This window comes from Natrarchaeobius versutus (assembly GCF_041205745.1).
Classification (GTDB): domain Archaea; phylum Halobacteriota; class Halobacteria; order Halobacteriales; family Natrialbaceae; genus Natrarchaeobius; species Natrarchaeobius versutus.
Genome location: NZ_JBGFCC010000006.1, coordinates 156,145 through 180,817 on the forward strand (window position 1 = coordinate 156,145; position 24,673 = coordinate 180,817).

Here is a 24,673-nt window from a genome sequence, read left to right on the forward strand (position 1 = left end):
GGGTCAGATCTCGCCCGCGACGTCGAATCCGTGGAGGACTCCCTGGCCGTCGGTCGATCCGACGTCGGGCAGGGTCGCACGCTCGGGGTGGGGCATCAACACGGCGACCGTATCGCGCTCGCCCACCACGCCGGCGACGTTGTTCTTCGAGCCGTTCGGGTTCGCCTCGTCGGTCAGCTCGCCGTCGGCATCGCAGTAGCGAAACAGAATCCGGTCGTCGACCTCGAGTTCCTCGAGGCGGTCGTCGTCGACCTCGTAGCGACCCTCTCCGTGGGCGATCGGTACCTCGATGACGTCGCCCTCGTCGTAGGCGGCCGTCCAGGGCGTGTCGTCGCGTTCGACGCGGAGGAAGACGTGTTCACACTGAAAGCGGGCGCTCTCGTTGGTCGTGAACGCGCCCTCGGTGAGTCCGGACTCACAGCCGACCTGTGCGCCGTTACAGACGCCGAGAACGGGAACGCCGTCGGCGGCGGCCTCGCGGACGTCCTCGAGGATCGGCGAGCGGGCGGCCATCGCGCCGGCACGGAGGTAATCGCCGTAGGAGAAGCCGCCGGGGAGGACGACGCCCGTCGCGTCCTCGGGAAGGCCGTCTTCGTGCCAGACGATCTCGGCGTCGATCTCGAGATGTGCGAGCGCGCGCTCGGCATCTCTGTCGCAGTTCGAACCGCCGAATCTGACGATTGCGACGGTCATCTACCGGTCGTCGACCTCCACGTCGTAGTCGTGGATGGTCGGGTTCGCCAGCAGTCGTTCTGCCATCTCACTCGCTCGCTCGCGCGCGTCCGCTTCGGTCTCCGCCTCGAGATCGATTTCGAAGCGATCCGCCGAGCGAAGTCCCTCGAGTTCGAATCCCAGGCGCTCCAGGGCCTGTTTCGTCGTCTCGGCCTCCGGGTCCAGGACGCCGCGTTTGAGTCGAACGGTCACCGTCGCGGTGTAGGCGCTCATTACCTGGAACCCCGTAACCGTGCTCAAAAACGCTTTCGCCTCGCGTGCGTGATACACGTTCGTGAATACTACCGGACGGTCGTTCTCGAGAATACCGTCGGAAGCGCGTTCCTGATGGCGCTCGAGTGCGGGGCACACGCACCACGCTAAGCGGGAACAGCGGTTCGTCGCCGTTCGATTGCGTCCGTGAGGCGATCCGCGGCCCGGCGTGCGCCGGCGACGTTTCCGGCGAGCGGGCCGACGGTTCCGGCCGCCAGCGCACCCGAGACGTACAGCGGGAGGGTTCCGCCCTCGTGGCGACGCCACGCGAGCGTTCCATCCGCCAGCACCGGCATACCGCGGTGGCCGCGCTCGAGGCCGAGTTCCGCGGCGACGCGGTCGACGAACGGGTGCTCGAAGACCGGTTCGAATCCGGTCGCGAGGACGACGCGGTCCGCCGAGAGACAGCCGTCGTCCGCGAGCAGGAGGCGAACGCGGCCGTCGACCGCTCGAGCCGACTCGACGACGCCCCGGCGAACCGTCAGATCGTCCGCCTCGCGTGCACGCTGGAGGCGGTCGAACAGCGGTTGCGGGATCGCCGCGTCGTTTCTGGCCTCGCGGATCGCCTCGACGCGCGCTCGCGATCCCGGCGGATGGCGGTGGAGGTGGCGCTCGATGTGGTTCCAGTTGATCCAGCGCGGATCCGCCTCCACGGTGGCCGTCTCGAGGGGGTGTCTCGAGAGCATCGTCACCGACTCGCGGTCGGCGAGACAGGTCGCGAGTTGGGCGGCGGTGATCCCGCCGCCGACGACGACCGTCTCCGACGCTCGCGTCTCGGGGTCGAATTCGTCGTCCCAAACGTGGCTGGTGCCGTCGATGTCCGCGGCCCACGACGGTCGACGGTAGCGGCCGCCGTGACCGATCGCCAGCACGCAGGCTCGCGTCTCGAGTGTTTCGGTGGCGCTCTCACTCCCGGTTTCACCCGCCTGGGCGAGTTCGAGCGCGAACGCCTCGCCGTCGTGTTGGATCGTCTCGACCGCGGCCTGGCGGTGAAACGACTCGAGATCGTTGCCGTCGATCACGACGTCGGCGTAGTCGAGAAACAGCGACAGCGACGGTCGACGCGGGTAGCCGGGCGTCGGGATGAGTTCGTCCTCTCGGCCGCGCGCCTCGGCGAAGCTCTCGAGGCCAAACGGCTCGGTGCCGACGTGGTGGACGAACGTCGAGCGCAACGCGTCCATCTCGCAGGCCCGGGCCTTCCGTCGAAACGATGCGAGCAATCGGTCGTTGGGATCGACGATAGACAGCTCGTCGCGCTCGAGGGCGGTGTCCTCGAGCAACCGCTGTGCGAGGTACGTTCCGTGGATGCCGCCGCCGACGATGGTACACTCGAGCATCGAGTTCACTACACTAGTTATTATTCCTTGAGTCAGTCCTAATAACTCCTACTATCAGTCTCCATTGTGTTCACATGTCCCGGATCGGTCGGGTGCTCGTGAGACCAATGCCAGCCCTTTTTGTGTTCGTTCACGAACACGTGTGTATGACCGGAGAGTGGTCCGGTGCGGAGCGTTCGATGCCGGCAGCCATCGTCATCGTCGGCCTTTTGCTCGCGTTCGTCGCACTCGCGGCCATCGACACGGGCGTCGCGCTGATCGTCGCAATTTTCGCGTTCGTCTTCGGCGGGGAGATCTTCGGACGGCTCGCCGCTGCGGTGGTAGGAGCCACCGACGAATCCGCCACGGACGCGGACGAGGAATCCGACGACGAAGATCCCAACGACGCGCTCGAGCGGCTCCGCGCCCGATACGCCGACGGCGAACTCTCCGACGCGGAGTTCGAGCGACGCCTCGAGATTCTCCTCGAGACGGAGACGGTCGCCGACGTCGAACGGTATCTCGCGAACGGCGATCAGGAGAGTGAGGCAGAACGGGCCAACGCCGACACAGTGGACTGCGAGGACGAGCGCGAACTCGAGCGGTCGTCCGGATGAGATCGACGGACGTCGCCCTCAGAACAGCGCCGTTCCGACCCACGCGATCATGAGCGCGAACCCGATCGCCGCGCCGGCCTGGCGGGCCAGCATCTTCGCGACGAACGTCCAGGAGACCTCTCGAGCGACCGTGATCGCGGTAACGAGACAGGGCAACAGGACGCCGGCGAGGTAGACCGCGACCAGCACCTCGACCGGCGAGAGCGCCGCGACGCCCGCGGTGTCGGCGGTCAACAGCGCGATACCGTCCTTGCGGATCGAGGCGAGAACGACCGGGAGGGCGGCCTCCGCCGGGAGAGAGAAAACGGCCATCGCCGGCTCGAGACCGCCACCGAGACGGGAAAGCACGCCGGCGTACTCGAGCAACGCGGCGACGACACAGATCGCCGCGAAGACGGGAAGTGCGGTCCTGACGAAGCTCGCGAGCGACGTCCTGGCCTCACGCCAGATCGCACGCGGGCGGGGCCACTCGAGGAACGTCCGGCGGTCGACGGCCATCGTCGTCGTCCGCGCTTCGGGCGGGGCGATCAGCCGGACGTAGATGAGCGTCGTCGCGACGAGAATCGCGAGGTAGGGGCCGACGAGCCAGGGCATGCCGACGGCGGCGAAGACGGCGAGCGTGGCCGGGAACTGGTAGGAACACGCCGAGCCAAAGGAGATCGCCGAGATCGTCGTACACCGGGTGCAGTCCGAACAGCTCCGGGTGCTGGTCACCGCGGGGACGTTACAGCCAAAGCCCATCACGACGCGGACGAGATCCCGACCGGTCAGCCCGACCCGACGCATCACCGGGTGAAGCGCGGTCGTCACCCGCGTCACGAGCCCGCTGGCCTTGTACGCGCCCATGAAGAGCGCGAAGATGAGCATCGTCGGCAGCGCCCAGACGAACAGGAACGGCCCCATCGAGAGCAGGCCGTAGTCGCCGCCGAGGACGGCCGCGAGGGGGCCCGGGAGCGTCGACGTCCAGACGACCGCAGGCTCGAGTGCGCCGCCGACGATGGGATCGAGTCGCCCCGCGACCGTGTTCGCGAACCAGACGGCGACGAGCGCGGGCAACAGGAGAACGAACCCGCTCGCGATCGGACCGAGGACTGGTCGTTCGAACACCGTTTCGGGCGGCTCGATCTGCCAGCCGACGCGGGTCGCCGTTCCGCCGGGTAGTTGTGCGCCGCCGCGGATCGCCTCGAGGACCGCCTGTGCGTCGGTGGCGCCTTTCGGGCCGCCAGGTCGGGCCGGTCCGTCGGCTGCGCCACCCGCCGGGTTCGCATCCGGACCGGGAACGCCGCCGTCGGCCGCGACGCGGGTCAGGTTCCGCGCGTCGACCGGCACGACGGGTACGCCGATGTCGTCCTCGAGCGCCGCGATTGCCCCGTGGGCGTCGTCGTCCTCGTCGACTTTGTCCCAGTAGGTGACGACGATCGATCCGGTTCGCCCCTGTACGATCGGGAGGAGGTCGGCGAGATCACGGTCGAGATCGGTCGCTGGTACGACGAGGACGACCCGATCGGTTCGCTCGAGTTCGGCGAGCGTCTCGCGGGTCGTCTCGGTGTCGGCCTCGAGCGTGATCCCCGGCGTGTCGACGATCTCCAGGCCGTCGGCCCGGTACACCTCGCTCGAGACGGTCGAGCCGCCGACGTTCTCGTCGGTCGCCGTCGCCCCCGTGAGCGCCGCCGCGAGCGCCGTCTTGCCGACGCTCTCCTTGCCGACGAGGACGACTCGCTCGTCGTCCCGTTCGGGATCGCCGGCTCCAGCGGAGATTTCGCCACCACGCGTTTCGCCGGTGGTTCCGCCGTCGCTCATCTCGGCGATACTCCCTCCGTCGCACCTTCGTTCGACTCGTCGCTCGCTCGTCGCATCTCGAGCGGGAACTCGCACCCACTATTAATAAAAATAGCGTTTTGGATAATAACTCCTAATACAGTGGAGGTGTATTTGTTAATCGATGGTCGATAACTCGATCCCCGTTACGGTTCTGTCCGGAACGCTCGGCGCGGGAAAGACGACCGTGCTCAATCACGTGCTTCGAGAGAGCGACCGCGATCTGGCGGTGCTCGTCAACGACATGGGCGAGGTCAACGTCGACGCGGATCAGGTCGCCGAATCCTCCGACATCGCCGACGAGGACGAGGAGCTGATCGAGCTCTCGAACGGCTGTATCTGCTGTGAACTACGCGGCGACTTACTCGACGCAATCGGCGAACTCACCGAATCGGAGCGGGAGTTCGATGCCATCGTCGTCGAGTCGACCGGCGTCGCCGAACCGCTTCCGGTCGCCCAGACGCTCACGCTGGGGTTCGACCAGTCGGACCTCGATCCCACGGAGTTCTACGAAGAGACCGGAATCGAGCCGCTCTCGGGTTGTCACCTCGATACGACGGTCACCGTCGTCGACGCCCACCAGTTCGACGCAGCGATGGAATCGGACGAGATACTCGACGACGACGGCACGAAAAAACACCTCGGCAACCTGCTCGTCGAACAGGTCGAGTTCTGTGACGTCCTCCTGTTGAACAAGTGTGACCTCGTCGACGAGGAGACGCTCGAGTCGATCGAGTCGACGGTCGAGGCGTTACAGCCGCGTGCAGAGATCGTCCGGACCGAACACGGGCGAATCGATACCGAGGAGATCGTCGAGACGGGCCGATTCGACTTCGAGGAGGCGAGTCACTCCGCCGGCTGGATTCAGGAGTTACAGGAACCCCACCAGTCCGCCGAGGAAGAACACGGGATCACCTCGTTCGTCTTCGAGGCGCGACGCCCGTTCCACCCGGAGCGCTTTGCCGACCTGCTCGACGAGTTCCCGGACGAAGTCGTCAGATCGAAAGGCCACTTCTGGCTCGCGAACCGCGATGCTGAGGCACTGTCGGTCAACATCGCCGGCCAGTCCGTCAGGATCGCTCCCGCCGGCCAGTGGATCGACTCGCTTCCCGCCGACGAGCGGGAGGAACAACTCGCCGAGAACCCGGAGATCGAGGAGTTCTGGGACGACCGGTGGGGCGACCGGAGCACCCAGCTCGTCCTCATCGGGACGGAGATGGACCACGAGTCGGTCCGCTCGGCGCTCGAGGACTGTTTGCTCACCGACGACGAACTCGAGGAGGATCACTCGGCGTACGAGGATCGATTCCCGACGTTCGAGCCGGCCGAAGACGAGGACGTCGAGGAGCCGGACGGACACGATCACGACCACGGCGACGCACAGGAGGAAATCGGCATTGCGGACTGATCGGGGTGACCGCCGTGGCCGACCGTGAATCCGACGCGGAGCCGGCGCCAACGGATGGCTTTCCGCCGGCCGACCGCGACGTTTCGCCGTGTTACCAGGCGTACGTCGACCGTCGCGAGAACGGGGTCGACGTCTGTACGATATACAACGCGTTCGACGCCGAGTCCGTGACGGAACAACGAATCACCGCAATCGGCGACGCGTTCGTCTCCCGGGAAGACGTTCGGTGATGGGCTCAGCGGTCTCGTCCGACGAACCGCAAATCGCGTCCGCCGAGCGACAGACCGAACTCGAGTCGTCCGATCGACCGAGAACGATTCACCACCGATACCGATCGACGGAGAATAGTTCACCAACTACACAGACCGACGAAACCCACACACTACTCCAATGTCGACGCACTTTCGAACTGCGATGAAGTCGAACGTCACACACGACCACCGACGAGCGGCGATCGACCGTCTGATCGAGCGCGGCGAGCGCCGGAATCTGGCGATCGTCGTCGAGACCGCCGGAATCCGTGGCGATCTCCGCCGCCAAGCACTCGAGGGACTCGCCGCCTGTCGGGCGAGCGCCGAACTCGAGTCGCTGGCCGAGGAGACGTCGCTCGACCCGTCGCTTCGCCGCCGGGCTGGCGAACTCGCCTGAGTGCGGTCCGTCGCTCGATCCGACGCGGAGTCGATCAGGGCTCTTTGGTGACCACGATCGAACCCGAGCCGTGGACGGTGACCGTGTAGCCCTCGAGACGGAACGAGACGGTCCCCGCGTTTCGATTCGTGCCGGCGCTCGTCGGCTCGAAGATCGCCTCGAGACCGTCCGGATCAATCCGATCGTAGAGTCGTTCCATCTCGGCTGGATCTCTGCCGGATAGCGCCGCGACCGTCGAGACGATCGTCCGGGAGAGCGACTCGTCGGCGTCCCACTCGTGGGAGACGAGTGCGGTCTCCGCGTCGGGATCGATCCGGTGTCCGCCGTGGTCGTCCGTGGTTGCTGTCATGGTGCTCACCTAGAGGGTGTTGACTGTCACTGCTCGTGACTGAAACGCCTACCACAGACGGGAGCATAAAACCCTGTCAGACATATTTCACTCGATTGTACGACAAAACAAAGGAACGAGTCTCACGTGTCGCGAATCGATCTCGGGGAGACGTCATACGTCCGACGAGGATCGACTCACCGATCAGCAATCGCAGTAATCGGGATCACAGCAGTCGAGATCCTCGAGGAACATCTCCTTCTCGCGGTACGTCGAAAGCGAGTCGACGTCGGCGTCCAGTCGGTCGGCGATTGTCTCGGCGACGATGGCAAAGCGCTGGCGGAACTTGTAGATGAAACAGAACTGCTGGCCGTTGTGTGCGACCTGCGGGCCAACGAGGAACAGGCCGGGGGTAGCCGTCGACTCGTCGCGGTCGGTGAGTTCGGGAAACTCGCCGTCGAAGGCGAACAGATCGTCGACGAGCGTCAGACTTCCCTCGAAACCGGTCGCGAGGATCGGCGGCGTCCGCGAGCGTACGCGTTTGCCTTCCGTCGTGGACACGTCGTATTCAGCGTCGGCGACGGGTTCGTCGTCACCGTCGCGAGCGTCGACGCCACCCTCGCAATCGTCGCCGACGGCGACCTCGCTGTTTTCCGCCGTCGGGCGAACGCGCTCGATCCGGTCGACGCGCGCGCCGGGAACGAGGTCGATCGGCCGACCGTCGGCGAGCGCCGCCTCGAGTCGTTCGTTCGTCCGCGGCGAGAGGACCTCGCTTGGATCGGGACTCCGATACTGCCAGGTCCCGTCCTCGTCGAGAACGGTCACCGAGAGACCGGCCTTCGAGAGACCGAGGGCGGCATCGATGCCGCTTTCGGCGCCCCCGATCACGACGACGTCGTCTGCAGTGGGTGCCGTGACCCCGGCACCGTCGGCGGCGGTCGGCCGGGATTCGTCGACTGGTGTCGATTCGGACTCACGGTTGCCGGCCGCGGGGCCAGCGCCCACGCGGTCGGCGTGGCGTTCCCAGGAGTCGATCGCGGAGACGTGGACGGCGCCTGCGGAACCGGGGAGGTTTCCGTCCGTCGGATACTGGTACTGGCCCGCCGCCCAGATCACGTAGCGGGCGCGGATCGGCCCGTCGTCCGTCTCGAGGGTGAATCCGGCGGCGCGTTCTGTCTCTTGTGCTCTCCCGTCGGGAACGACCCCACTGACGTCGACACTGGTCTCGATCGGCAGGTCGTGGTACTCCGCGACGGCCTCGAGATACTCCGCGTACTGGTCGCCGGTCGGGTGCTCGCAGTCCAACGCGAGGCCGGGGGACGTATCCGGCGTAATCGCGTTCAGATCGCGTACGCCGAAGGCGTTTGCGGGAAACGACGGCGTCAACAGCCGCATCTCGGCGGGCCACTGGCGAAACGACGCGCCGATTCGATCGCGCTCGAGAACGACGAACTCGACGTCGACGCTCGAGAGTGCAACGCCGGTCCCGATCCCGGCGGGTCCGGCGCCCACGATCGCGACCTCGTGGTCGAACGATTGGCTCATACGGAATCGGTCGGCCCGCTCGAACTTAATAAGCACGGTAGGTAAATTAGCAACTATTGCCACCAGGGGGTGTGGGGATAGCAATCGATCGACCGTCGCGACGGAAAGCAGGGTTTTTAGCCACCGGCCAACTGGATCCGTACTGATGTATCGAGATTCGCTCGAGCGGAGGTGGCGCCGATGACGACCGACGTGACCGAAATCACGGTGATCGGGGACGACGACACCGGGCTCGTCGCCCGGGTGACGAGCCTCCTGTTCGAGCGCGGGATCAACATCGAGGACCTCGATCAGGCGGTTCGCGACGGCGTCTTCCGGATGTACCTCGCCGTCGACACCTCGGAGATGGTCTGTACCGAACAGACGCTTCGCGACGATCTCGACGAACTGGGGACGGACCTCGGCCTCGACGTTCAGGTTCGGTTTCCAGCCGACCGCGAGACCCAGCAGATTGCCGTCCTCGTCACGAAAGAGAGCCACTGTCTCGAGGCGCTGTTCGAGGCGTGGGCGAACGACGACCTGGGCGCGGATATCGGCGTCGTCATCGGAAACCACGACGACCTCCAGCCGCTCGCCGAACACTACGGCGTCCCGTTTCACGACGTCGGCGACGAGAAGGGCCGACAGAACGAAGACGAGTTACTCGAGGTCCTCGCCGAGTACGACGCCGACCTGATCGTTCTCGCCCGGTACATGCGGATCCTCTCGCCGAACGTCGTCTTCCGGTACGAGGATCGTATCATCAACGTCCATCCCTCCCTGTTGCCGGCGTTCCCCGGCGCGGAGGCCTACCGCCAGGCCGTCGAGGAGGGCGTTCGGGTCGCCGGCGTCACCGCCCACTACGTCACGACCGACTTAGATCAGGGACCGATCATCACTCAGCGCGCGTTCGACGTCCCCGACGACGCCGACGTCGACGTGTTGAAACGCCGGGGTCAGCCACTCGAGGCCGACTCCCTGCTCGAGGCCGTTCGCCTGCACTTGAACGGTGACGTCTCCGTCCACCGGGGTCGGACGACCGTCCGCGAGAACGGCACGAACTACCAGCTCGGACTCCCCGAGGAACTCGAGGACGTCACGCCCGACCGACCGGTCGACGGTATCGGCGGTGTAGTCGCCGACGACGGCTGATACGGATTCCTGTCCCGATGTCCCGGCGGTGAGTCGAACCGTGTGAGACGAGTCTCGGTGGAGGAGTGCAGCGAGTCCACCGTTGCAACCGCCGCCCGGGTCGCGGGTGCGCCGGAACTGACCGACAGTAAACTGTATGAGAGGTGATGACGGTCGCCGACGTGGCGTCCGTGTGTTTTCGGCCGACGCTATGGCCGATAGCATCGTCGCCGTCAGACGGGTCGCCGCCGTCAACCGGTCCATCATGTAGCCAATACTTTGTTGGTAAATGACTTCCCAACGTGTATGTTCGAACACTTCTGCGGCCATTTCCGAAACGTTCTTATCTGCTCGGGCGAGATAAGAGGACATGGTGACAAATCTACCGTCACTCGAGAGAGGCGCGACGAGCCCAGAGGTGACCGCGGCAGTCGACGAGGTGAACGGACGGCCACACCTCGTCATCGCCGACCTCACTCGAGACGACGCGTGGCTGGCCGCGGCGACGGCCGACGTGGTATCCGTCGACGACTGGCGGTAGTCGCCAGTGGCGGCCGTCGAAACCGACACTGCCAGCCATCCTGGGCTGACTCCCGACCGGCGAATGTTCTATCCGAGGAAATCGGCACGCAACTGACGCTCACACGGTTTTTACGATCGATCGACTCGAGAAGACTCATCCGTTGATCCGATCCGGGAAATCCGTCGATACTCGGTCTATCGTAGCGAGATCGGTAGCGTAACAACTGAAACGATTCATACACTGATCGCACAGCTCACGGGTCACTGCGTTCCCCGCTCGCCACTCCGCGGTTCTCACTCGCGTCCGCTCGTTCCCAACCGCCCTTCCGTCTGGCGAGCAGGTGTACAAGACTTGCAGTGGCTACTATACTCTCTCAGAACGACATTTTGGGCCTACGTGGCCCCGCATTTGCCGATTGCTCGAGTTTCTCGGTCGAAACGGATCCCGTCGGTGAACCGGCATCGAAGAGAACGAATCGACTGCTCGCGTCGGCTCTTTGAAACGGGGAGGATGTCAACGGAATACTGGAACGATACGTCCTCTCAATCGGCTTCGTTGGCTTCGATGGACGGACTGGCGGACGCAGTTCCGCCGAGTCGGCTCGCCCACGACGAGGAGACGACGGGTGCGAGCGCGAGAAACGCCATGAATCCGACGAACGCCACGAGGGCGACGGTTGCGACGACGGCGATCACGCTAGTTGGGTCGGACGGGACGATGCTCGATGCGACGAGACTGGCGAGAGTCATCTGTACTCAGTAACCGATCGTGAGTCCCCGCATATGAGGGTTACTGAATCGATCGAGTATCCGCCGATATCGGCGGTAAGGGACTCTGTAGCGTGCCAACTCGAAACACACTGGAGTCGTTATTCGAGTTACAGCCGTCGGACGGCACCGATCGCACTCGAGAGCGGCGGCGCGTCGAAGAACTCCCGTTCGGTGTACGCGTTCGTCCCGGCACAGTACATATCGTGAGCGACGGTCAACACGGCATCCGCAAGCGGCTCGGGTTTCGTCTCACAGAGGGGACGCCAGTCGGCGACGTTCTCGCGTTTGGCTTCGGCTTTCGCGGCCTCGACGGCCTGTACCCACTCCGGTTGCGTCCGCTTGTGATACTGGCGGAGCACTTCCTTCGAGAGCTGGGTTCCCTCGTAACTGAATCGGTTCTCGTCGAAGGTGCCAACGACGTCGGCCACGCGGATCTCGCCGTCGACGTAGAGGCACTCGATCTTCCCGTCCTGATGGTCGAGGCCGGCGGATTCCGCCTGCTCGGTGACGACTCGATTGACCGCTCGTGCCACCGACTCGAGGTCGTCGACGCCGGCGAGGCCGGCGATGGAGTCGGCCTCCGATCGGTCGAGGTATCGATCGCTCTCTTCGTACTTCGTAGAGAACTCCACGATCGGCTCCTCGAGGTCGACGGCTTCCGCCGGCCACCCCTCGAGGTCGAGTCCGTGATCGTCCGGGTCGGTGCGCCGACGAAGGCTCGACCCCTCCGGAACGCGGTTCCGAAAGACGATCTCGAGCGGAATCAGGTAGTTTTCGCCGGCGGCGTCGTGGTAGTGTTCGTAGTCGTACTCTCGGCCCTCGTTCGGGAGGGCGGGAACCTGCGTGAGGTCGATCGCCATCTCGACCGGCGGTTCGTCGACGGTCTCGAGGGGGACGACCTCGCCGTCGGCGGTATCCCGTTCGACGACGCCGCGATAGTGTGTCGGGATGCCTGCCGACTCGAGCAACTCGAAGTTGAACGCACCCATCGTACAGAGACTCGCGCCCTTTTCGGGGATGCGATCCGGCATCTTGCCCCAGTCGAACACCGAGTAGTCGTCGGTGAAGACGAACGCGCCTCGACCGAGTGAGTCCGCGGTGGGTTCCGTCTCGACTCGAAACTCCTTGACGCTCGTCACCGACGCCACCTCGCTCCGGAACGATCGCGGTCGTTCATACCCGCATTCGCGGGGCGGTCCCCCAAGAAGGTTTCAGTATCGGTTGCGCCCCTCTCCACGGACGGCGTGAATTATCTGGTAACGGCCGTGAAAGTATCGAAACCGTCGAAATCACTTATAAGCGGGGCCATAACTGATTTTATACCATAGCGGAACGTCTTCGCAAATGTCACGGTCATCACGATTCGTTCCGGACGGCGCTCGAAAGCGACTGTCCGAACTGAAACGCCGGCTTTTTCTCGGCGTTCGGGAACGGCTTCCCTCATCTGGTGGCCGCAACTCCGCGGCTCCTTCGGAGGATTCGGACGGTTCTGTCAGGGATGCGGACGATTGTACCGGAGGTCCGGACGGCTCTGACCGAGGCACGGATGGTTCCGAGGCGAGTCAGTCGGTGGTATCGCGGGCCGTCCCAGACCGGATTCGCCGGAGCTACGTCGCGAAGTTCGGTATCGGCATTCTCCTCGCTCTCGTACTCATCTCCCTCGTTTCGGGGTTTTTCTACCTCGACATCTCGAACCAGATTACCGAAAACTCCCAGGACGAAATCCAGATGGCGGCCGAGTTCGAAGCGGAAGAACTCGGTAACGAAGTGGATGGATACGAACAGATGGCCCGGATGCTCGCGACGAACGAGCGGATCGTCGACCGATCGGACGAGCGAATTCAGTCGACGCTGAACAACGAGTATATCCAGTCGTCCGACAGCGTCCACTCGATACATCACGTCGACCTCGAGACGGATACGATCAGCCAGAGCACGGATAGTGACGACGTCGGAACCGACGTCACCGAACTCGGTCTGGACGTCCACACCAGAAACGGCGGCGTCGCAACCGAGTACGCCTACGAGGAGATCATCATCTCGCGACTCGACTCGACGTTTACGGACACGTTCGAATACGAGGGAGCGGACGTCATCGCGTTCATCAGTCCCGTCGACCACTCCGATGGAAACGGAGCGATCATGATCTTCGTCTCGGTATCAGAACTGGCCGAAGAGTTCGACGCCACCGGCGACGACGGGCACGTAGAGGTCGTCGATCGTGGAGAACACGACGTGTTGCTCTCCCAGGACGACGGACAGCTCTACTCGGCGTATCGAGATGGAACTGCCGGCGAGGTCGTCGAACGGGGGACGGCCGAGCCAGGATCGGTCGAGTTCGACGACACCGACGAGGTCGCCGGGTACGCACTGGTTCCGGGGACTGACTGGGTGTTGATCACCCACGTGCCCCAGTCGAGTGCGTACGCGCTCGTCGACAACGTCGCAACCTCGCTCATCGCACTCATCGGCGTCTCGGTCGCGACCCTCCTCGTCATCGGCGCGACGGTCGGCCGGTCGACCGCGAGAACCCTCGAGGACCTGGCGGACGACGCCACCGCGCTCTCGGAGGGCGACGCCGACGTCGAGATTACGGCCGACGGCCGCATCGACGAGATCGGACAGGTGCGAAACTCGTTCCGCGAGATCAGTCAGTACGTCGAGACCGCGACCCACCAGTCCGACGCCATCGCCAGACAGGCCTTCGACGACCCCGTCCTCGAGCAAGCGGTTCCCGGCACCCTGGGGGAATCGCTCGAGACGATGCGCGCCGACCTCGAGAGCTACATCGAGGACGTCGAAGCCTCGAAAGCCGAGGCCGAAGCCTCCCGCGAGGAGGCCGCCGAGGCCAAACGAGAAGCCGAACGGTTAGCCGAGCGACTCGAGGAGAAAGCCCAGGAGTTCGGCGACGTGATGGGGGTCGCCGCCGACGGCGACCTCACTCAGCGACTCGATGACGACGTCGACAACGAGGCCTTAGCGGAGATCGCGACCGCGTTCAACGAGATGGTGGCCGAACTCGAGCGCACGATCGTCGACATTCAGGACCTCGCCGAGGACGTCGACGGCGTCAGCGCCGACGTCACGGGTCGCGTCGAAGAGATCGAAAAAGCGGGCGGCGAAGTGAGTCGCTCCTCCGAGCAGATCGCGACCGCCGCCGCCGAACAGAGCGACCGCTTCCAGGAAGTATACGGCGAGATGAACGACCTCTCGGCGACCGTCGAGGAGATCGCTTCGACCGCCGACGACGTTGCCACCGTCTCGAGCGAGGCCGCCGATCAGGCCGCCGTCGCCGGCGACGCGACCGGCGAGATTCAAGACGAGATGGACCGACTCGAGGAGCGCGCCGAGTCGATCACCGATCAAGTCCAGCAACTCGATTCGGAGATGGGCGAGATCAGCGAGATCGTCGACATGATCGACGACATCGCCGACCAGACCAACCTGCTGGCGCTCAACGCCTCGATCGAGGCCGCCGCCGCCGGGGAGGAAGGCGACGGTTTCGCCGTCGTCGCAAACGAGGTCAAGTCCCTCGCCGAGGAGACCGGCGAGGCCACCGAGGAGGTCGACGCGCTCGTCTCGAGCGTCCAGTCGTCGGTCGACGAAACCGTCGAGGAGATCGATCGGATGCGCGACCGAGTCGAGGAGGGTGCTCACGTGGTCGAGGACGGAATCGAGGCGATCGACGCGATCACCGATCGGGTCGAGACGACAAACGAGAGCATCCAGTCGGTCAACGACGCCACCGACGAGCAGGCTCGCGCGAGCGGGCGCGTCGTGACGATGGTCGACGACGCAACGGAGATCAGCGAGAGTACGAAAGCCGAGACCGAGACCGTCGCCGCGGCGGCCGAAGAACAGGCGGCGACGATCTCCGAAGTCGCCGACGGCGCCCAGTCGCTGACGGAGATGGCCGACGATCTCCGGCTCTCGCTCGACGCCTTCGACGTCGGCGACCGTGTCGACACCGATGACCTCGGACGTGAGGAGGAGCCCGGCCTCGTCCTCGAGCACGACGAGGAAAGCAACCTGGCCAACGTCGACTCCGACGGCTGATCGGGGCTGTTGTAAGTCGTTACCGGCGAAATCACCATCTTCCTGTGGTTTCACCGGGAAGTCGTCACACCAATCCCTACGATACGGTCTGCGGTGACTGATTTCCAGTGTACCCGCAGTACGGTCGCGGTTGTACCGGTAATGACTTCCAATCGTCCGTATGAAAGCGAACGCGATCAGCCGAGGTCTTCGTCGCGTTCGGATTCTCGGAGGATGAACGGCCCCATCGCGAGCGTTCGCTTCGCGACCGTCGCGATGCGGAGAATGTAGGTGATAAAGATGACGAATGGGGAAATGCCGACGACGAACCCGGCGCTCGTGAGCCAGACCAGGTTGTCGACGCCGAGAGTCGTGCCGGGGAGGGCGCTTCCATCGACGTACATGATCATTAGTGCCATCACGGTCAACGCGGGCACCGAAATGTACAGAAGCGCACGCGAGAGATTGATCAACTCCCACTGGAAGTAAAGCGTCTTGAAGTGTTCGCGGGCCGGCCCGAACAACTGGAGGGTATCGATCGTGTGATCGATCTTGTCGTTTGCCTCCGCCGAGAGCGAGTCGCTGTGATCCGCCCGAATCTTTCGGGCGTCGTAGATCTTTCGCGAGTAGTTGAAGTTGAGCGCGTTCCAGATCACCTCGAAGGTCCCGAACTGGGCATCCTGTAGATCCGACTTGACGCTCTGGGCGTTTCCGGTTATCTCGTCGACGTACTCCACGACCTTCTCTTTGAGTTCTTCGTCGCGTTCGTCTTCCATCTCGGATTCCAGTTCGCTCGCCCGATGTTGGATGCCGTCGACGAGTTCGTAGAGAAAGGCGGCGGGCTCGGGCGGGCTCGCGTCCTCGTCGATCGTGCTCTCGACGTCCCGCCGGAACTCCATCGCCTCTTGCATCCGTCCGCGCTGTTGGCCGACCGCGCCGAGTTCCTGGGAGAGCACCAACTGGTTGATCGTAACGACGATCGACGTTCCCGTGATGATCGCCCCGATAAAGGCCGAAAAGAGGAACTCGATGCCGTCCTGATTCTCGACGATTTCGCGCAACGGCGTCAAATCGAGCCCGCTGGCGGCGACGAGGACGGCGAACACGGCGAACAAGATGGCGCCCGTAAACGCCCAGCGGTTCAGACGAAGCAACAGCCAGAGCCGAAGGCCACCGAGTCTGTCGTATCCGCCCGATTCGTCATCCGAGTCCGAATCGTTCATCGACGTCCGAATACACGGCGGTCGGCGGTAAAATAACAGGGCCGGGACTCGACGGGTGAGAGCGGTTTCGAGCCGCCTCGGCGCCCGACTCAGGTCCGAGGCTGGTGTCCGTTCCGGCGCTCGGCTCGAGTCCGGACGGCGATTCAGTCTGATCCCGTTGGAGTTCCCGACTCCGACTCTTCGGCGTACGTGACGTCGAACGGGCCCTCGTCGGCGGGTTTCTGCGGGAGCATCGGTCCGACGGAAGCAGTCCGACGGGTCACGGTCGCCGTTCGGAGGATGTACGACGTCAACAACGCCAGCGGCGAGACGACGACGGCGATGAGCGCGCTCACGACGAGCGGGAGGTAGTCGACGCTGATCGACGGACCGCCAAGATCCGCGTACAGAAACCCGATGAGCATCGCGGCCAGGATCGCCGGCACGCCACAGTAGATCGTCAGCTGTGAGAACCGGGTGAGTTCCCGCTGGAGGTACGTCGTCTTGAAGTGCTCGCGGGCGACCCCGAACAACTCGAGGGCGTCGATCAACTCCTCGAGGGCCTCGCGTCCCTCTGCGGGGAGGTCGTCGCCGTACCGACCCCGCAGGTGACGAGCGACGTACAACTGCCAGGCGTCGTCGTATCCGATCGCCGCCGAAACGGCCCGGAACGTCCCGAACGTCGCGCGCTCGAGGGTCTCGTCGACTCGGTCAGCGCGCGCTTGTACGTCGGCGGTGTACCGTTTCACCGGCGTCGCGAGTTCCTCGTCGCAACCGTCGACGGCGTCCTCGAGGGTTTCGGCGCGGTCGCGGATCGACGCCGTGAGCAGTTCGAGCAGTCGCGTCGGCGAGGCCGGAGCCGCCGGAACGCCCGCCGTCTCCGCGGCGTCCTCTCGAAACGACATGACGCCCTCGAGTTGATTCTCGGACTCGCCGGCCGCGGCGAACTCCCTCGAGAGAATGAGCTGGTTGATCGAGACGACGAGCGTCACGAGCGAGAACGTTCCGGCGATCATCCCGCCGGCCAGCCGGGTGATCGAGTCGTCGTTCAGAAAGGAGATGACGCCGACCTCGTCGAGGATGAGAAACGCGACGAACACCGCAATCGAGACGAACGCCGCGACGAGCAAGCGGTCGGCTTCGACGAGCACCCACTCTCGAGCCCGAGAGAGCGAACTCGTTCGCTCCCCGATGTCGGTTCCGTAGGACTCGAGCGTCTCCTCGGTATCGGACGACGCCATACTCCCGGTTCACCGCCGCCGTGAATAAGCGTCGCCGTTGCATATCCCGCCGGAGACCGCGTGATCGTCTGGGCTGGTCCGAGAGGGGGAGAATGGACTGGGCCGGTCCGAGAGGAAAAACGGTCGTCCACCTTGCAGGGGCCAGACTCAACTATCCGCCAGTCGTCGAGTCTCTATGATCGGTTCCAGCGAACGATTCGCCGCCCTCCCCTCACGGCGGACGCGACGATGAGCCGACAGCGTCCGACTCGACGTCACGTTCTCGGGCTGTTCGCTTCCGGAACTGCGATCGCCGTCGCCGGTTGCAACGGGCTCGGCGAGGATTCAGATCCCGCGTACGAGGCCGGCGACGTCGGGGACGTCGACGGCGACGATCGATCGCCAGAGGAGATGGTGGCGGCGGAAGCGCTCGCCCAACAGGAGGGCCACGAGAGCGTCACGCCGCTCGAGTCACTTTCACTCGTCGACCACGAGTTCGTCCTCGAGGACGATTACAGGGGAGCGACGGTCCAGGGAAGGGCCGAGAACGTCGGCGACGACCGAATCCAGGTCGTCGAAGTCCGCGTTCGCGTCTACGACGACGCCGGCGATCAACTCGGCCGGTACCTCGACACGACGGGTGATCTCGATGCGGGAGATCAGTGGGCGTTCGAAGTGATCTTACTCGAGTCCCCGGCGGACGTCGGACGGTACGACGTCGCCGTGGTAGGGACCCCGACGTAAGACGCCGGCCTGGAACGACTCGGACTGTCGAGGCTACTCGTGGACCTCCTCGAGTACGTCGCGAACCCGCTCGTTGGTTCGTTCGATTCCGTCGGCAGTCACGTCGGGATACGCTTTGGCCGGTGCCTCGAGGCCGGGTTGGTCGTCCGGATCCGGCCAGCCGACGACGACGCTCCCGACGGCCCCTCGACTTTCGTGGACGGCACAGACGTAATCGTACACACCCTCGACATCGAAGCCCTGATCGAACGGTTCGCCTTCCGCCGTGAGGACGCCGCTCGACCACGGCTCGGCGGCCTCCGGGATACGACGCTGTGATCCGTGCGTGCTCGGGTGGAGTGCGGTCACGTCGTGGGTTCCGCCGGCGGCGGTCCACTCGACCGTTCCGCCGACGACGGCGTGAACGACCGGCGGATGCAGATAGCCCCGATCAGCGTCGTCGACCAGTTCGACGCCGACGAACGGCTCCGGCTCTCCGAGGTGGGGATCCTCGGAACCGGGTCGCCCCTCGAGACAGCCGGCCCAGCCGACAACGGCGGCCGACGTGGTCATCAGAAGCGACCGCCGCGAACACTGGCCCGATCCCATGGTTGACACTCGAGGGCGAACGAAAAAAGTGCGACGTGAACGGCCGTCGAGTCTTCGTCCCCTCGTACGATCGCCTGTCGGACATTTCCGGTGGGACGGTGACCCGGGAAATCTCCAGTAAATCAGTACAACAGACCGTGCCACGTGGCTCGAAAGCGGTGCGAGCGTTTTTGCCGGTTCGTCGCGTGTGTTTCGCTACGTTTGCTCGACGTGGAACTCCCGTTCGAGGATCCAGACCGGGACCTCGACATCAAGGACGAATACAGCGCGACCGTCAACGTGTTCTTACACTTTACGGTCCTCGGAGCCATTACGCTGGTGACCGGTCAACCGTTTCTGTTTCCGAGTTTGGGGCCGTCGGCGTATCTGATGGCGACCGGCGAGAAGGCGCGTGCGGAGGGTGCCTATCACGTAATCGGCGGTCACGCGGTGGCCGTCGTCGCGGGGCTGATCGCCTACGCGCTGTTCGCCAACGACGTCAGCGCCTACGTCGTCTTCGACCGGCCCGACCCCGCGTTCTCGTGGGATCTGGTCTACCTCACCGCGAGCGCGACCGTCGCGATGATGCTCACGACGACGACGATGTTGCTGACGAAGACGAATCACGCCGCCGCCTGCGCGACCACGCTGATCGTCGCACTCGGGTTGATGGGTGGCATCCAGGACGCCGTGATCATCGTCGTCGCCGTCGCTATCCTCTGGTACTTCCACGATCGGGTCATCTCGACGCTCGCCGAACGATACGGATTCAAGCCGAAAGACGCCAGGTCCTGAGCGCCGCTCGGCCGTCGCTCCCGCCCGCTCGACCATCGCCGCCTCGAGTGATTCAGTCGAATACCGCTCCGACGAGGTCGCCGTCGACCACCTCGAGAATCGCCTCGGATTCCTCGGCGACGGTGTAGGCGGGTCGTCCCTTGCCGGTCGGGGACGTTTTGGCGGTCTCGACTTCCTCGACGACGCCCCCGTCCTCGAGGCGGTACAGCGAACGCATCACGTCCGCTTCGTTCAGGGAGCCGATCACGTCCGCGTCGGCGTCCTCGAGACAGCGCTCACACCGGCGGCGGAGGTTGTGGGTCTGGATCGGGACTTCACCGTCCCGTTTCGCCGTCAAGAGACCGAGTAAGACGACCTGCTCGGGCAACGACAGCGAGTCGAGAGTCGAATCGGATGCCATATCCAACGTTGGACCCCGACGGTGGTAATCGTTATTCCGAGACACAGTGGATGAGCGAACCGAGAGCCGACCGCAAAAATCACCGCGAGCGGGACTCGAGTGGAAAAAACGGCTTCGTCAGGCGTCACCGGTCGACGGATCGACCCGTGTCGGACCGATTACGAACTCTCCTCGTCTTGGAGTTCCGCGAGTTCGGCCTCGACTTCGCTGTCCTCGACGTCCGCCTCGAGCTCTTCGAGTTCCGACTCGTCGACGTCCGCGTCGACGTCGGGTTCCGGCGCCGGCTCGGATTCGGCCTCTCCATCCCCGACGTCAGATTTGAGCGTCTCGAGTTCCGCTTCGACGCCGCTGTCGGTCGAAAGCTCCTCGAGTTCACGGTCGATCGAATCCTTATCCGAGAGGACGTCGTCGAACGCGCCGGACTCGTGGAGTTCGTCGAGCGCCGCCGCGCGGGCTTCCATATCTTCGGTCTGTTCTTCGGCGCGTTCGATCGCACGACCGACGTCCTCGAACTCCTCGCCCGTCGCCGTCATCGCCTCCGAAACGGTCGAACTCGCTTCGGCGGCCTCGTAGCGGGCTTTCATCGTCTCCTTTTTCGTACGGAACTCCTCGATGCGGGCCTGTAGCTCGTCTTTTTGCTCGATCAGGCTGTCCTGTTGACTCTGGAGCTCCGAAATCTGACGTTCCAGATCCTCGATCTGGTTCATCTTCGTCTTCTTTTTCTCCAGGGCGCGTCGCGCGAGGTCCTCTCGGTCCTGCTGGACGGCCGTCCGTGCCTGCTCGTTGTGTTTCTCGACGTTCTCCTCGAGGCGCCGTTTTTGCATCTCGAGGCGCTTTTTCTGCGTCGTGAGGTCGGCGATACCGCGTTTGACCTCCTGAAGCTGGTCGCGCATCTGCTCGTAGGAGTAATCGAGCGTCTCGGTCGGATCCTCGGCCCGATTGAGGACCGCGTTGATCTTCGACCGGATGACGTAGGAGGTCCGAGAGAGGATGCCCATGTTCACTACCAGTGGCTCCCTCCCCTTAAAAACATCACTTCATCAACAGTCGGTTGCGTCGTCACCCAGTTCGATGCGGAGCTGTTACTCCAAGGATAACATTTAATGAATATAATTGTATTGGTCGCTACTGTGCCGATGGTCTCGAGGCAAGACCATCGTTCGACACGACGTCGAGACTCCACTAACACCGCGTCCAACTTTCGGTCGCAACGGCGACGAGATTCGTTCACGACTCCGGGTCGCCCGCCAGTATTCACGCGTCGGTGGTGGAGACGGACTGTCGATCCCGTTCGGAGTCACGATCGGCCGAGGGCGGTGAACCAGGCGCCGTGGAAAACGTCGGTGCCGAGGGTGTCGTGGATGCAGTCGACGATCGCCACCCGCCCCAGTCGATCGTCGTGGCTCGATCCCTCGTTGTCGTCGTATGGGATCAAGAGCCTGTCGGGCGATTCAGTTCGCTCGAGAACGAATTCGTCTTCGAAGACCTCGAGAAAGGCGTCGAGGAGTATCGGGTCTCCCTCGATATGCATATCGTAGCCGACCTGTCCGCGTATTCGTTTCTCGTCCGCTGCCGCGGCCAGTCGGTCGACGTGTTCGTTGCCTCGATTCCCTCTCTCGTCTCCGCCACCGCCGTTGTCCTGAGTGGGCATATATCTACACAGTCGAACGGCGAAATAATCCATTCGGTGCTCGAGTGATGTACAAGAATACGCGGGCCAACGTCTCCCGAAACGCGACTCTGCTGTGTCGATCGGTGCGCTTGAGTAGTGCTCGACCCTACCGTCTTCGCATGAGCGACGTCTTGATCCCGGGCGCGCGCGATGTGCGCGGCGTACTCGAGGAACCCGGAGCCACCACAGCTGACGAAATCGTCGTTGCCTGTCCTCCCCATCCCCAACACGGGGGATCACGGAGCGACGGCCGGCTCGTCGCGGTTAGCGACGCCCTCCGGGAGTCGGGAATCGCCTGTCTCCGGTTCGACTACGGCCCGTGGGATGGCGGCTACGGCGAGCGCGAGGACGTACGAAACGCCGTTCGATGGGCCACAGATCGGTACGAGCGGACCGGCGTCTTCGGCTACAGCTTCGGCGCGACGCAGGCGATTCTCGCGTCCGCCGACGTCGACGCCGTGGACGCGGTTTCCGCGCTCGCCCCGGCCGCCCGCCTCGCGGACGACCTCGAGGCGATTCCCGCACTCGAGTCGGTTTCGATCCCGGTTCAGATCGTCTACGGGGAGCGGGATACGACGGTGGAGTGGGACTCGGTCGTCGAGCGAGCGGCCGATCGAGGCGACGAGGTGAGGCCGATCCCGGCCGATCACTTTTTCCTCGGCCGGCAGGGTACGATCGCCGACGACGTGAGTGCGTTCTTCGAGCGTACGTTGTAGGAGTCAAGTGAGGGGAAGTGAAGCCGCAATAGGGGGCGACCGAATATAAAATTTTATAGCATTCGGGTAAGATGACTGATAATATGGAAAAACATCCACGACCACAGATGGGAACGAACGGCGACGTAATCGGACCCAGAATGCTCGCGTTCCTCGTCGACAGCATCGTCATGTCCCTTTTCGCGGTGGCCCTCCCGGTCATCGGATTCATGATTCACGATATCGTCGGTCTGGTGCTGGCGCTCGTCGCGATACTCGGCGTGGTGGTTTACGGGTTCCTGCTCGAGGGAATCTACGGCTACACGCCCGGGAAGTATCTGATGGGGCTCGTCGTCGTCAAATCGGACGGCTCGGACTGTACGATCGGCGCCTCGATTATTCGGAACCTGGCGCTGATCATCGACAACCTGCCGTTCATGTACATCGCCGGCATCGCGTTGATCTTCATCACCGACGAGAACCAGCGCGTCGGCGACCTGGTCGCGGATACGGTCGTCGTCAAGCGTCGGTAACGCAGGCTAGACAGACGCGACTTCCAACGCGCTGTTCGAACATTTCGTGCGCTCGAGTCACTCTTCTATAGTCACAACCGAAACGATGTGCACACCGATCGCCGGGCTCACGGGTCACTGGGTTCTCCGCTCGCTATTCCGCGGTTCTCGCTCGTTTCTTGGCTCACGGGTCACGTTCGTTCCCCGTTCGCTTTCCCGCGGTTCTCGCTCATGGTTCGAAAATCGAAGATGTTCGTCATCACGAACGACCGCTGGTCGTTCGAACGACTTCGTTCGCTCACGGGTCACATTCGTTCCCCGTTCGCCGTTCCGCGGTTCTCGCTCACGGGTCACATTCGTTCCCCGTTCGCCGTTCCGCGGTTCTCGCTCACGGGTCACATTCGTTCCCCGTTCGCATTGACGCGGTTCTCGCTCACTCCGTTCGCTCCGAACCGCGCTCGCTCCGAACCGCGCTCGCTCCGAACCGCGCTCACTCCGAACCGCGCTTTTCGTCTGGCGATCGGGCGTGCAGTGACGTTCAGTGGCTACCATAGTAACAACTGAAACGATTTACGCACCACTCACAGACAGCGCCCGGAGACCGGTCCGTTCGTCCGGTCTTCGGGCCGACTATCGTGAGCGGGTGTCCACTGACTTTCGTACCGATTACTGTCCCGATGTCCCGGCGGTGAGTCGAACCGTGTGAGACGAGTCTCGGTGGAGGAGTGCAGCGAGTCCACCGTTGCAACCACCGCCCGGGTCGCGATTGTGCCGGAACTGGCTGACAGTAAACCGTATCAGTGGCTACTCTATTCTTCGTCGTCCTCCCGATCGTCGAGGAACTCGTGTGCCTGTTCTAAGATTTCGCGTGGGCCGTCCTGGGTAACGGTGTTCACTGCCTGTTCGTAATCGCGCCACTGCAGGTCACGGTGTTCGTTCGAGAGCTCCGCACTCGCCTCGAACGATCTCGCGATGAAGAGGTGAACGGTCTTGTGTATCGTCGTGCCGTTCGCCTCGAACACGTAGTCGTAGTCCTCGCGAAAGCCGTCGAGGAGTCGAAACTCCTCGATGCCTGCCTCTTCCTTTACCTCGCGGATAGCCGTCTGTTGTAGCTCTTCGCCTCCCTCGACACCGCCCTTCGGAAACTCCCAGTCGCCCGGGCGGCTCTTGAGTAGAAGATACTCGCGCCGGCCCCGCGTGTCGCGGAAGAGGATCGCGCCTGCGCTCGTAGCTTCGACTGCCATTGACAAGACTAATAGATACGACGTTAAGAGAATATCGGACCGTTCGTCGTTCGGACACGCCCGTGGTCGAAGATTGACAGGACGGTCCGATCTCAGCAGGTTTTTACGCGCCGGTCGTGGACGGTTCGACAACGTAGCCATGACCTTCGTCACCCGTCTCACGCTTCAAAGCGGCGACCGTGCGGCACTCGACGGCATCGTCGACGACATCAAATCGACCGCCGAACGGAAAGGTGCGGCGCTGAAAGGTCCCCACTCTCATCCCCCAGAAACGCGATCGATCCCCCAGCACAGCCGCCTTCACGCCGACGACGACCGGCGATTTTCGACCTGGGAGTATACGATCTTCACCCGCGAACTCGAGATTCACGGCCACGACAATCTCGCGCGAAACATCGCGTCCCAGTCGTTTCCCGACTCGGTCCACATCGAAGCCGAAGTCGAACAGATCCACGGCGCGGGTCGCGGAAACTGATACCGAGAGACGAACTACAGCACTTTTCACCGACCGCGACGACAC

Annotated in this window: 27 protein-coding genes; 12 read left to right on the forward strand and 15 right to left on the reverse strand. The window is 63.8% G+C overall.

Annotated features, from left to right (window positions below; all coding sequences use genetic code 11):
• Positions 1-3 precede the first annotated feature (3 nt).
• The 3 genes from purQ to AB7C87_RS14690 all read right to left on the reverse strand — a co-directional run bounded on the left by purQ (position 4) and on the right by AB7C87_RS14690 (position 2,321).
• The gene (gene purQ / locus AB7C87_RS14680) at positions 4-693 is read right to left on the reverse strand and encodes a phosphoribosylformylglycinamidine synthase I (RefSeq protein ID WP_369730232.1); all 690 of its coding nucleotides are present in this window, start codon (positions 691-693) and stop codon (positions 4-6) included.
• Complete coding sequence (gene purS / locus AB7C87_RS14685) at positions 694-945, reverse strand: phosphoribosylformylglycinamidine synthase subunit PurS (RefSeq protein WP_369730233.1); 252 nt, start codon at positions 943-945, stop codon at positions 694-696.
• Positions 946-1,091: 146 nt separating this feature from the next.
• Positions 1,092-2,321, reverse strand: coding sequence for an FAD/NAD(P)-binding protein (locus AB7C87_RS14690; RefSeq protein ID WP_369730234.1), 1,230 nt, complete (start codon positions 2,319-2,321; stop codon positions 1,092-1,094).
• 146 nt (positions 2,322-2,467) lie between these two features.
• On the opposite strand from AB7C87_RS14690, the gene AB7C87_RS14695 reads away from it, so the two are divergent.
• Positions 2,468-2,917, forward strand: coding sequence for an SHOCT domain-containing protein (locus tag AB7C87_RS14695; RefSeq protein WP_369730235.1), 450 nt, complete (start codon positions 2,468-2,470; stop codon positions 2,915-2,917).
• 18 nt (positions 2,918-2,935) lie between these two features.
• Here the strand turns inward: AB7C87_RS14695 and AB7C87_RS14700 are convergent, their stop codons facing one another.
• Entirely contained in the window at positions 2,936-4,717 is a 1,782-nt protein-coding gene (locus tag AB7C87_RS14700) for a nucleoside recognition domain-containing protein (RefSeq protein WP_369730236.1), read from the reverse strand.
• Positions 4,718-4,859: 142 nt separating this feature from the next.
• Between AB7C87_RS14700 and AB7C87_RS14705 the strand changes: the two genes are divergently transcribed.
• The 3 genes from AB7C87_RS14705 (at position 4,860) to AB7C87_RS14715 (ending at position 6,791) form a co-directional block, all read left to right on the forward strand.
• A complete protein-coding gene (locus AB7C87_RS14705; protein WP_369730237.1) occupies positions 4,860-6,143 on the forward strand; it encodes a GTP-binding protein in 1,284 nt (427 codons plus the stop codon).
• Positions 6,144-6,157: 14 nt separating this feature from the next.
• Complete coding sequence (locus AB7C87_RS14710) at positions 6,158-6,373, forward strand: DUF7511 domain-containing protein (protein WP_369730238.1); 216 nt, start codon at positions 6,158-6,160, stop codon at positions 6,371-6,373.
• A gap of 184 nt (positions 6,374-6,557) precedes the next feature.
• Positions 6,558-6,791, forward strand: a complete 234-nt coding sequence (locus tag AB7C87_RS14715; protein ID WP_369730239.1) for a hypothetical protein — start codon at positions 6,558-6,560, stop codon at positions 6,789-6,791.
• 34 nt (positions 6,792-6,825) lie between these two features.
• Here AB7C87_RS14715 and ddfA read toward each other — a convergent pair whose 3' ends face one another.
• Together ddfA and AB7C87_RS14725 are read right to left on the reverse strand one after the other, a co-directional pair.
• Positions 6,826-7,140: a DdfA family disk-determining factor gene (gene ddfA, locus AB7C87_RS14720; protein ID WP_369730240.1), complete on the reverse strand. Its 315-nt coding sequence runs from the start codon at positions 7,138-7,140 to the stop codon at positions 6,826-6,828.
• A gap of 183 nt (positions 7,141-7,323) precedes the next feature.
• Positions 7,324-8,664, reverse strand: coding sequence for an NAD(P)/FAD-dependent oxidoreductase (locus AB7C87_RS14725; RefSeq protein WP_369730241.1), 1,341 nt, complete (start codon positions 8,662-8,664; stop codon positions 7,324-7,326).
• A 180-nt stretch (positions 8,665-8,844) separates the two neighbouring features.
• Here AB7C87_RS14725 and AB7C87_RS14730 point away from each other — a divergent pair, with 180 nt between their 5' ends.
• Complete coding sequence (locus tag AB7C87_RS14730; protein ID WP_369730242.1) at positions 8,845-9,795, forward strand: formyltetrahydrofolate deformylase; 951 nt, start codon at positions 8,845-8,847, stop codon at positions 9,793-9,795.
• Positions 9,796-10,144: 349 nt separating this feature from the next.
• Complete coding sequence (locus AB7C87_RS14735; RefSeq protein ID WP_369730243.1) at positions 10,145-10,315, forward strand: DUF7556 family protein; 171 nt, start codon at positions 10,145-10,147, stop codon at positions 10,313-10,315.
• A 524-nt stretch (positions 10,316-10,839) separates the two neighbouring features.
• Here the strand turns inward: AB7C87_RS14735 and AB7C87_RS14740 are convergent.
• Both AB7C87_RS14740 and AB7C87_RS14745 read right to left on the reverse strand, forming a co-directional pair.
• Positions 10,840-11,046 (reverse strand): hypothetical protein, encoded by a 207-nt coding sequence (locus AB7C87_RS14740; RefSeq protein WP_369730244.1) that lies wholly within the window; start codon positions 11,044-11,046, stop codon positions 10,840-10,842.
• A 128-nt stretch (positions 11,047-11,174) separates the two neighbouring features.
• Positions 11,175-12,206 carry a phosphoribosylaminoimidazolesuccinocarboxamide synthase gene (locus AB7C87_RS14745; RefSeq protein ID WP_369730245.1) on the reverse strand — a complete coding sequence of 344 codons (1,032 nt, stop codon included), beginning with the start codon at positions 12,204-12,206 and terminating at the stop codon, positions 11,175-11,177.
• A gap of 430 nt (positions 12,207-12,636) precedes the next feature.
• Here AB7C87_RS14745 and AB7C87_RS14750 point away from each other — a divergent pair, with 430 nt between their 5' ends.
• A complete protein-coding gene (locus tag AB7C87_RS14750) occupies positions 12,637-15,123 on the forward strand; it encodes a methyl-accepting chemotaxis protein (RefSeq protein ID WP_369730246.1) in 2,487 nt (828 codons plus the stop codon).
• 176 nt (positions 15,124-15,299) lie between these two features.
• On the opposite strand, the gene AB7C87_RS14755 is transcribed toward AB7C87_RS14750, so the two are convergent.
• Together AB7C87_RS14755 and AB7C87_RS14760 are read right to left on the reverse strand one after the other, a co-directional pair.
• Complete coding sequence (locus AB7C87_RS14755; RefSeq protein WP_369730247.1) at positions 15,300-16,325, reverse strand: DUF7972 family membrane protein; 1,026 nt, start codon at positions 16,323-16,325, stop codon at positions 15,300-15,302.
• A gap of 143 nt (positions 16,326-16,468) precedes the next feature.
• Positions 16,469-17,545, reverse strand: a complete 1,077-nt coding sequence (locus tag AB7C87_RS14760) for a DUF7972 family membrane protein (protein ID WP_369730248.1) — start codon at positions 17,543-17,545, stop codon at positions 16,469-16,471.
• A gap of 228 nt (positions 17,546-17,773) precedes the next feature.
• Between AB7C87_RS14760 and AB7C87_RS14765 the strand changes: the two genes are divergently transcribed.
• Entirely contained in the window at positions 17,774-18,268 is a 495-nt protein-coding gene (locus AB7C87_RS14765; RefSeq protein ID WP_369730249.1) for an FxLYD domain-containing protein, read from the forward strand.
• Positions 18,269-18,301: 33 nt separating this feature from the next.
• On the opposite strand, the gene AB7C87_RS14770 is transcribed toward AB7C87_RS14765, so the two are convergent.
• Entirely contained in the window at positions 18,302-18,856 is a 555-nt protein-coding gene (locus AB7C87_RS14770; protein WP_369730250.1) for a plastocyanin/azurin family copper-binding protein, read from the reverse strand.
• Between the two features lie 201 nt (positions 18,857-19,057).
• Here AB7C87_RS14770 and AB7C87_RS14775 point away from each other — a divergent pair, with 201 nt between their 5' ends.
• Positions 19,058-19,630: an HPP family protein gene (locus AB7C87_RS14775; protein ID WP_369730251.1), complete on the forward strand. Its 573-nt coding sequence runs from the start codon at positions 19,058-19,060 to the stop codon at positions 19,628-19,630.
• 52 nt (positions 19,631-19,682) lie between these two features.
• On the opposite strand, the gene AB7C87_RS14780 is transcribed toward AB7C87_RS14775, so the two are convergent.
• From AB7C87_RS14780 to AB7C87_RS14790, 3 genes are all read right to left on the reverse strand, one after another.
• Positions 19,683-20,030, reverse strand: coding sequence for a hypothetical protein (locus AB7C87_RS14780; RefSeq protein ID WP_369730252.1), 348 nt, complete (start codon positions 20,028-20,030; stop codon positions 19,683-19,685).
• A 158-nt stretch (positions 20,031-20,188) separates the two neighbouring features.
• A complete protein-coding gene (locus AB7C87_RS14785; RefSeq protein WP_369730253.1) occupies positions 20,189-21,028 on the reverse strand; it encodes a PspA/IM30 family protein in 840 nt (279 codons plus the stop codon).
• A 299-nt stretch (positions 21,029-21,327) separates the two neighbouring features.
• Positions 21,328-21,681: a hypothetical protein gene (locus AB7C87_RS14790; RefSeq protein ID WP_369730254.1), complete on the reverse strand. Its 354-nt coding sequence runs from the start codon at positions 21,679-21,681 to the stop codon at positions 21,328-21,330.
• Between the two features lie 140 nt (positions 21,682-21,821).
• On the opposite strand from AB7C87_RS14790, the gene AB7C87_RS14795 reads away from it, so the two are divergent.
• Positions 21,822-22,418, forward strand: coding sequence for an alpha/beta hydrolase (locus tag AB7C87_RS14795; RefSeq protein ID WP_369730255.1), 597 nt, complete (start codon positions 21,822-21,824; stop codon positions 22,416-22,418).
• 83 nt (positions 22,419-22,501) lie between these two features.
• A complete protein-coding gene (locus tag AB7C87_RS14800; protein ID WP_369730256.1) occupies positions 22,502-22,930 on the forward strand; it encodes an RDD family protein in 429 nt (142 codons plus the stop codon).
• Positions 22,931-23,718: 788 nt separating this feature from the next.
• Here AB7C87_RS14800 and AB7C87_RS14805 read toward each other — a convergent pair.
• Positions 23,719-24,153: a bis(5'-nucleosyl)-tetraphosphatase gene (locus tag AB7C87_RS14805; protein WP_369730257.1), complete on the reverse strand. Its 435-nt coding sequence runs from the start codon at positions 24,151-24,153 to the stop codon at positions 23,719-23,721.
• 139 nt (positions 24,154-24,292) lie between these two features.
• Between AB7C87_RS14805 and AB7C87_RS14810 the strand changes: the two genes are divergently transcribed.
• Entirely contained in the window at positions 24,293-24,628 is a 336-nt protein-coding gene (locus tag AB7C87_RS14810) for a 30S ribosomal protein S10 (protein ID WP_369730258.1), read from the forward strand.
• Positions 24,629-24,673: the final 45 nt, after the last annotated feature.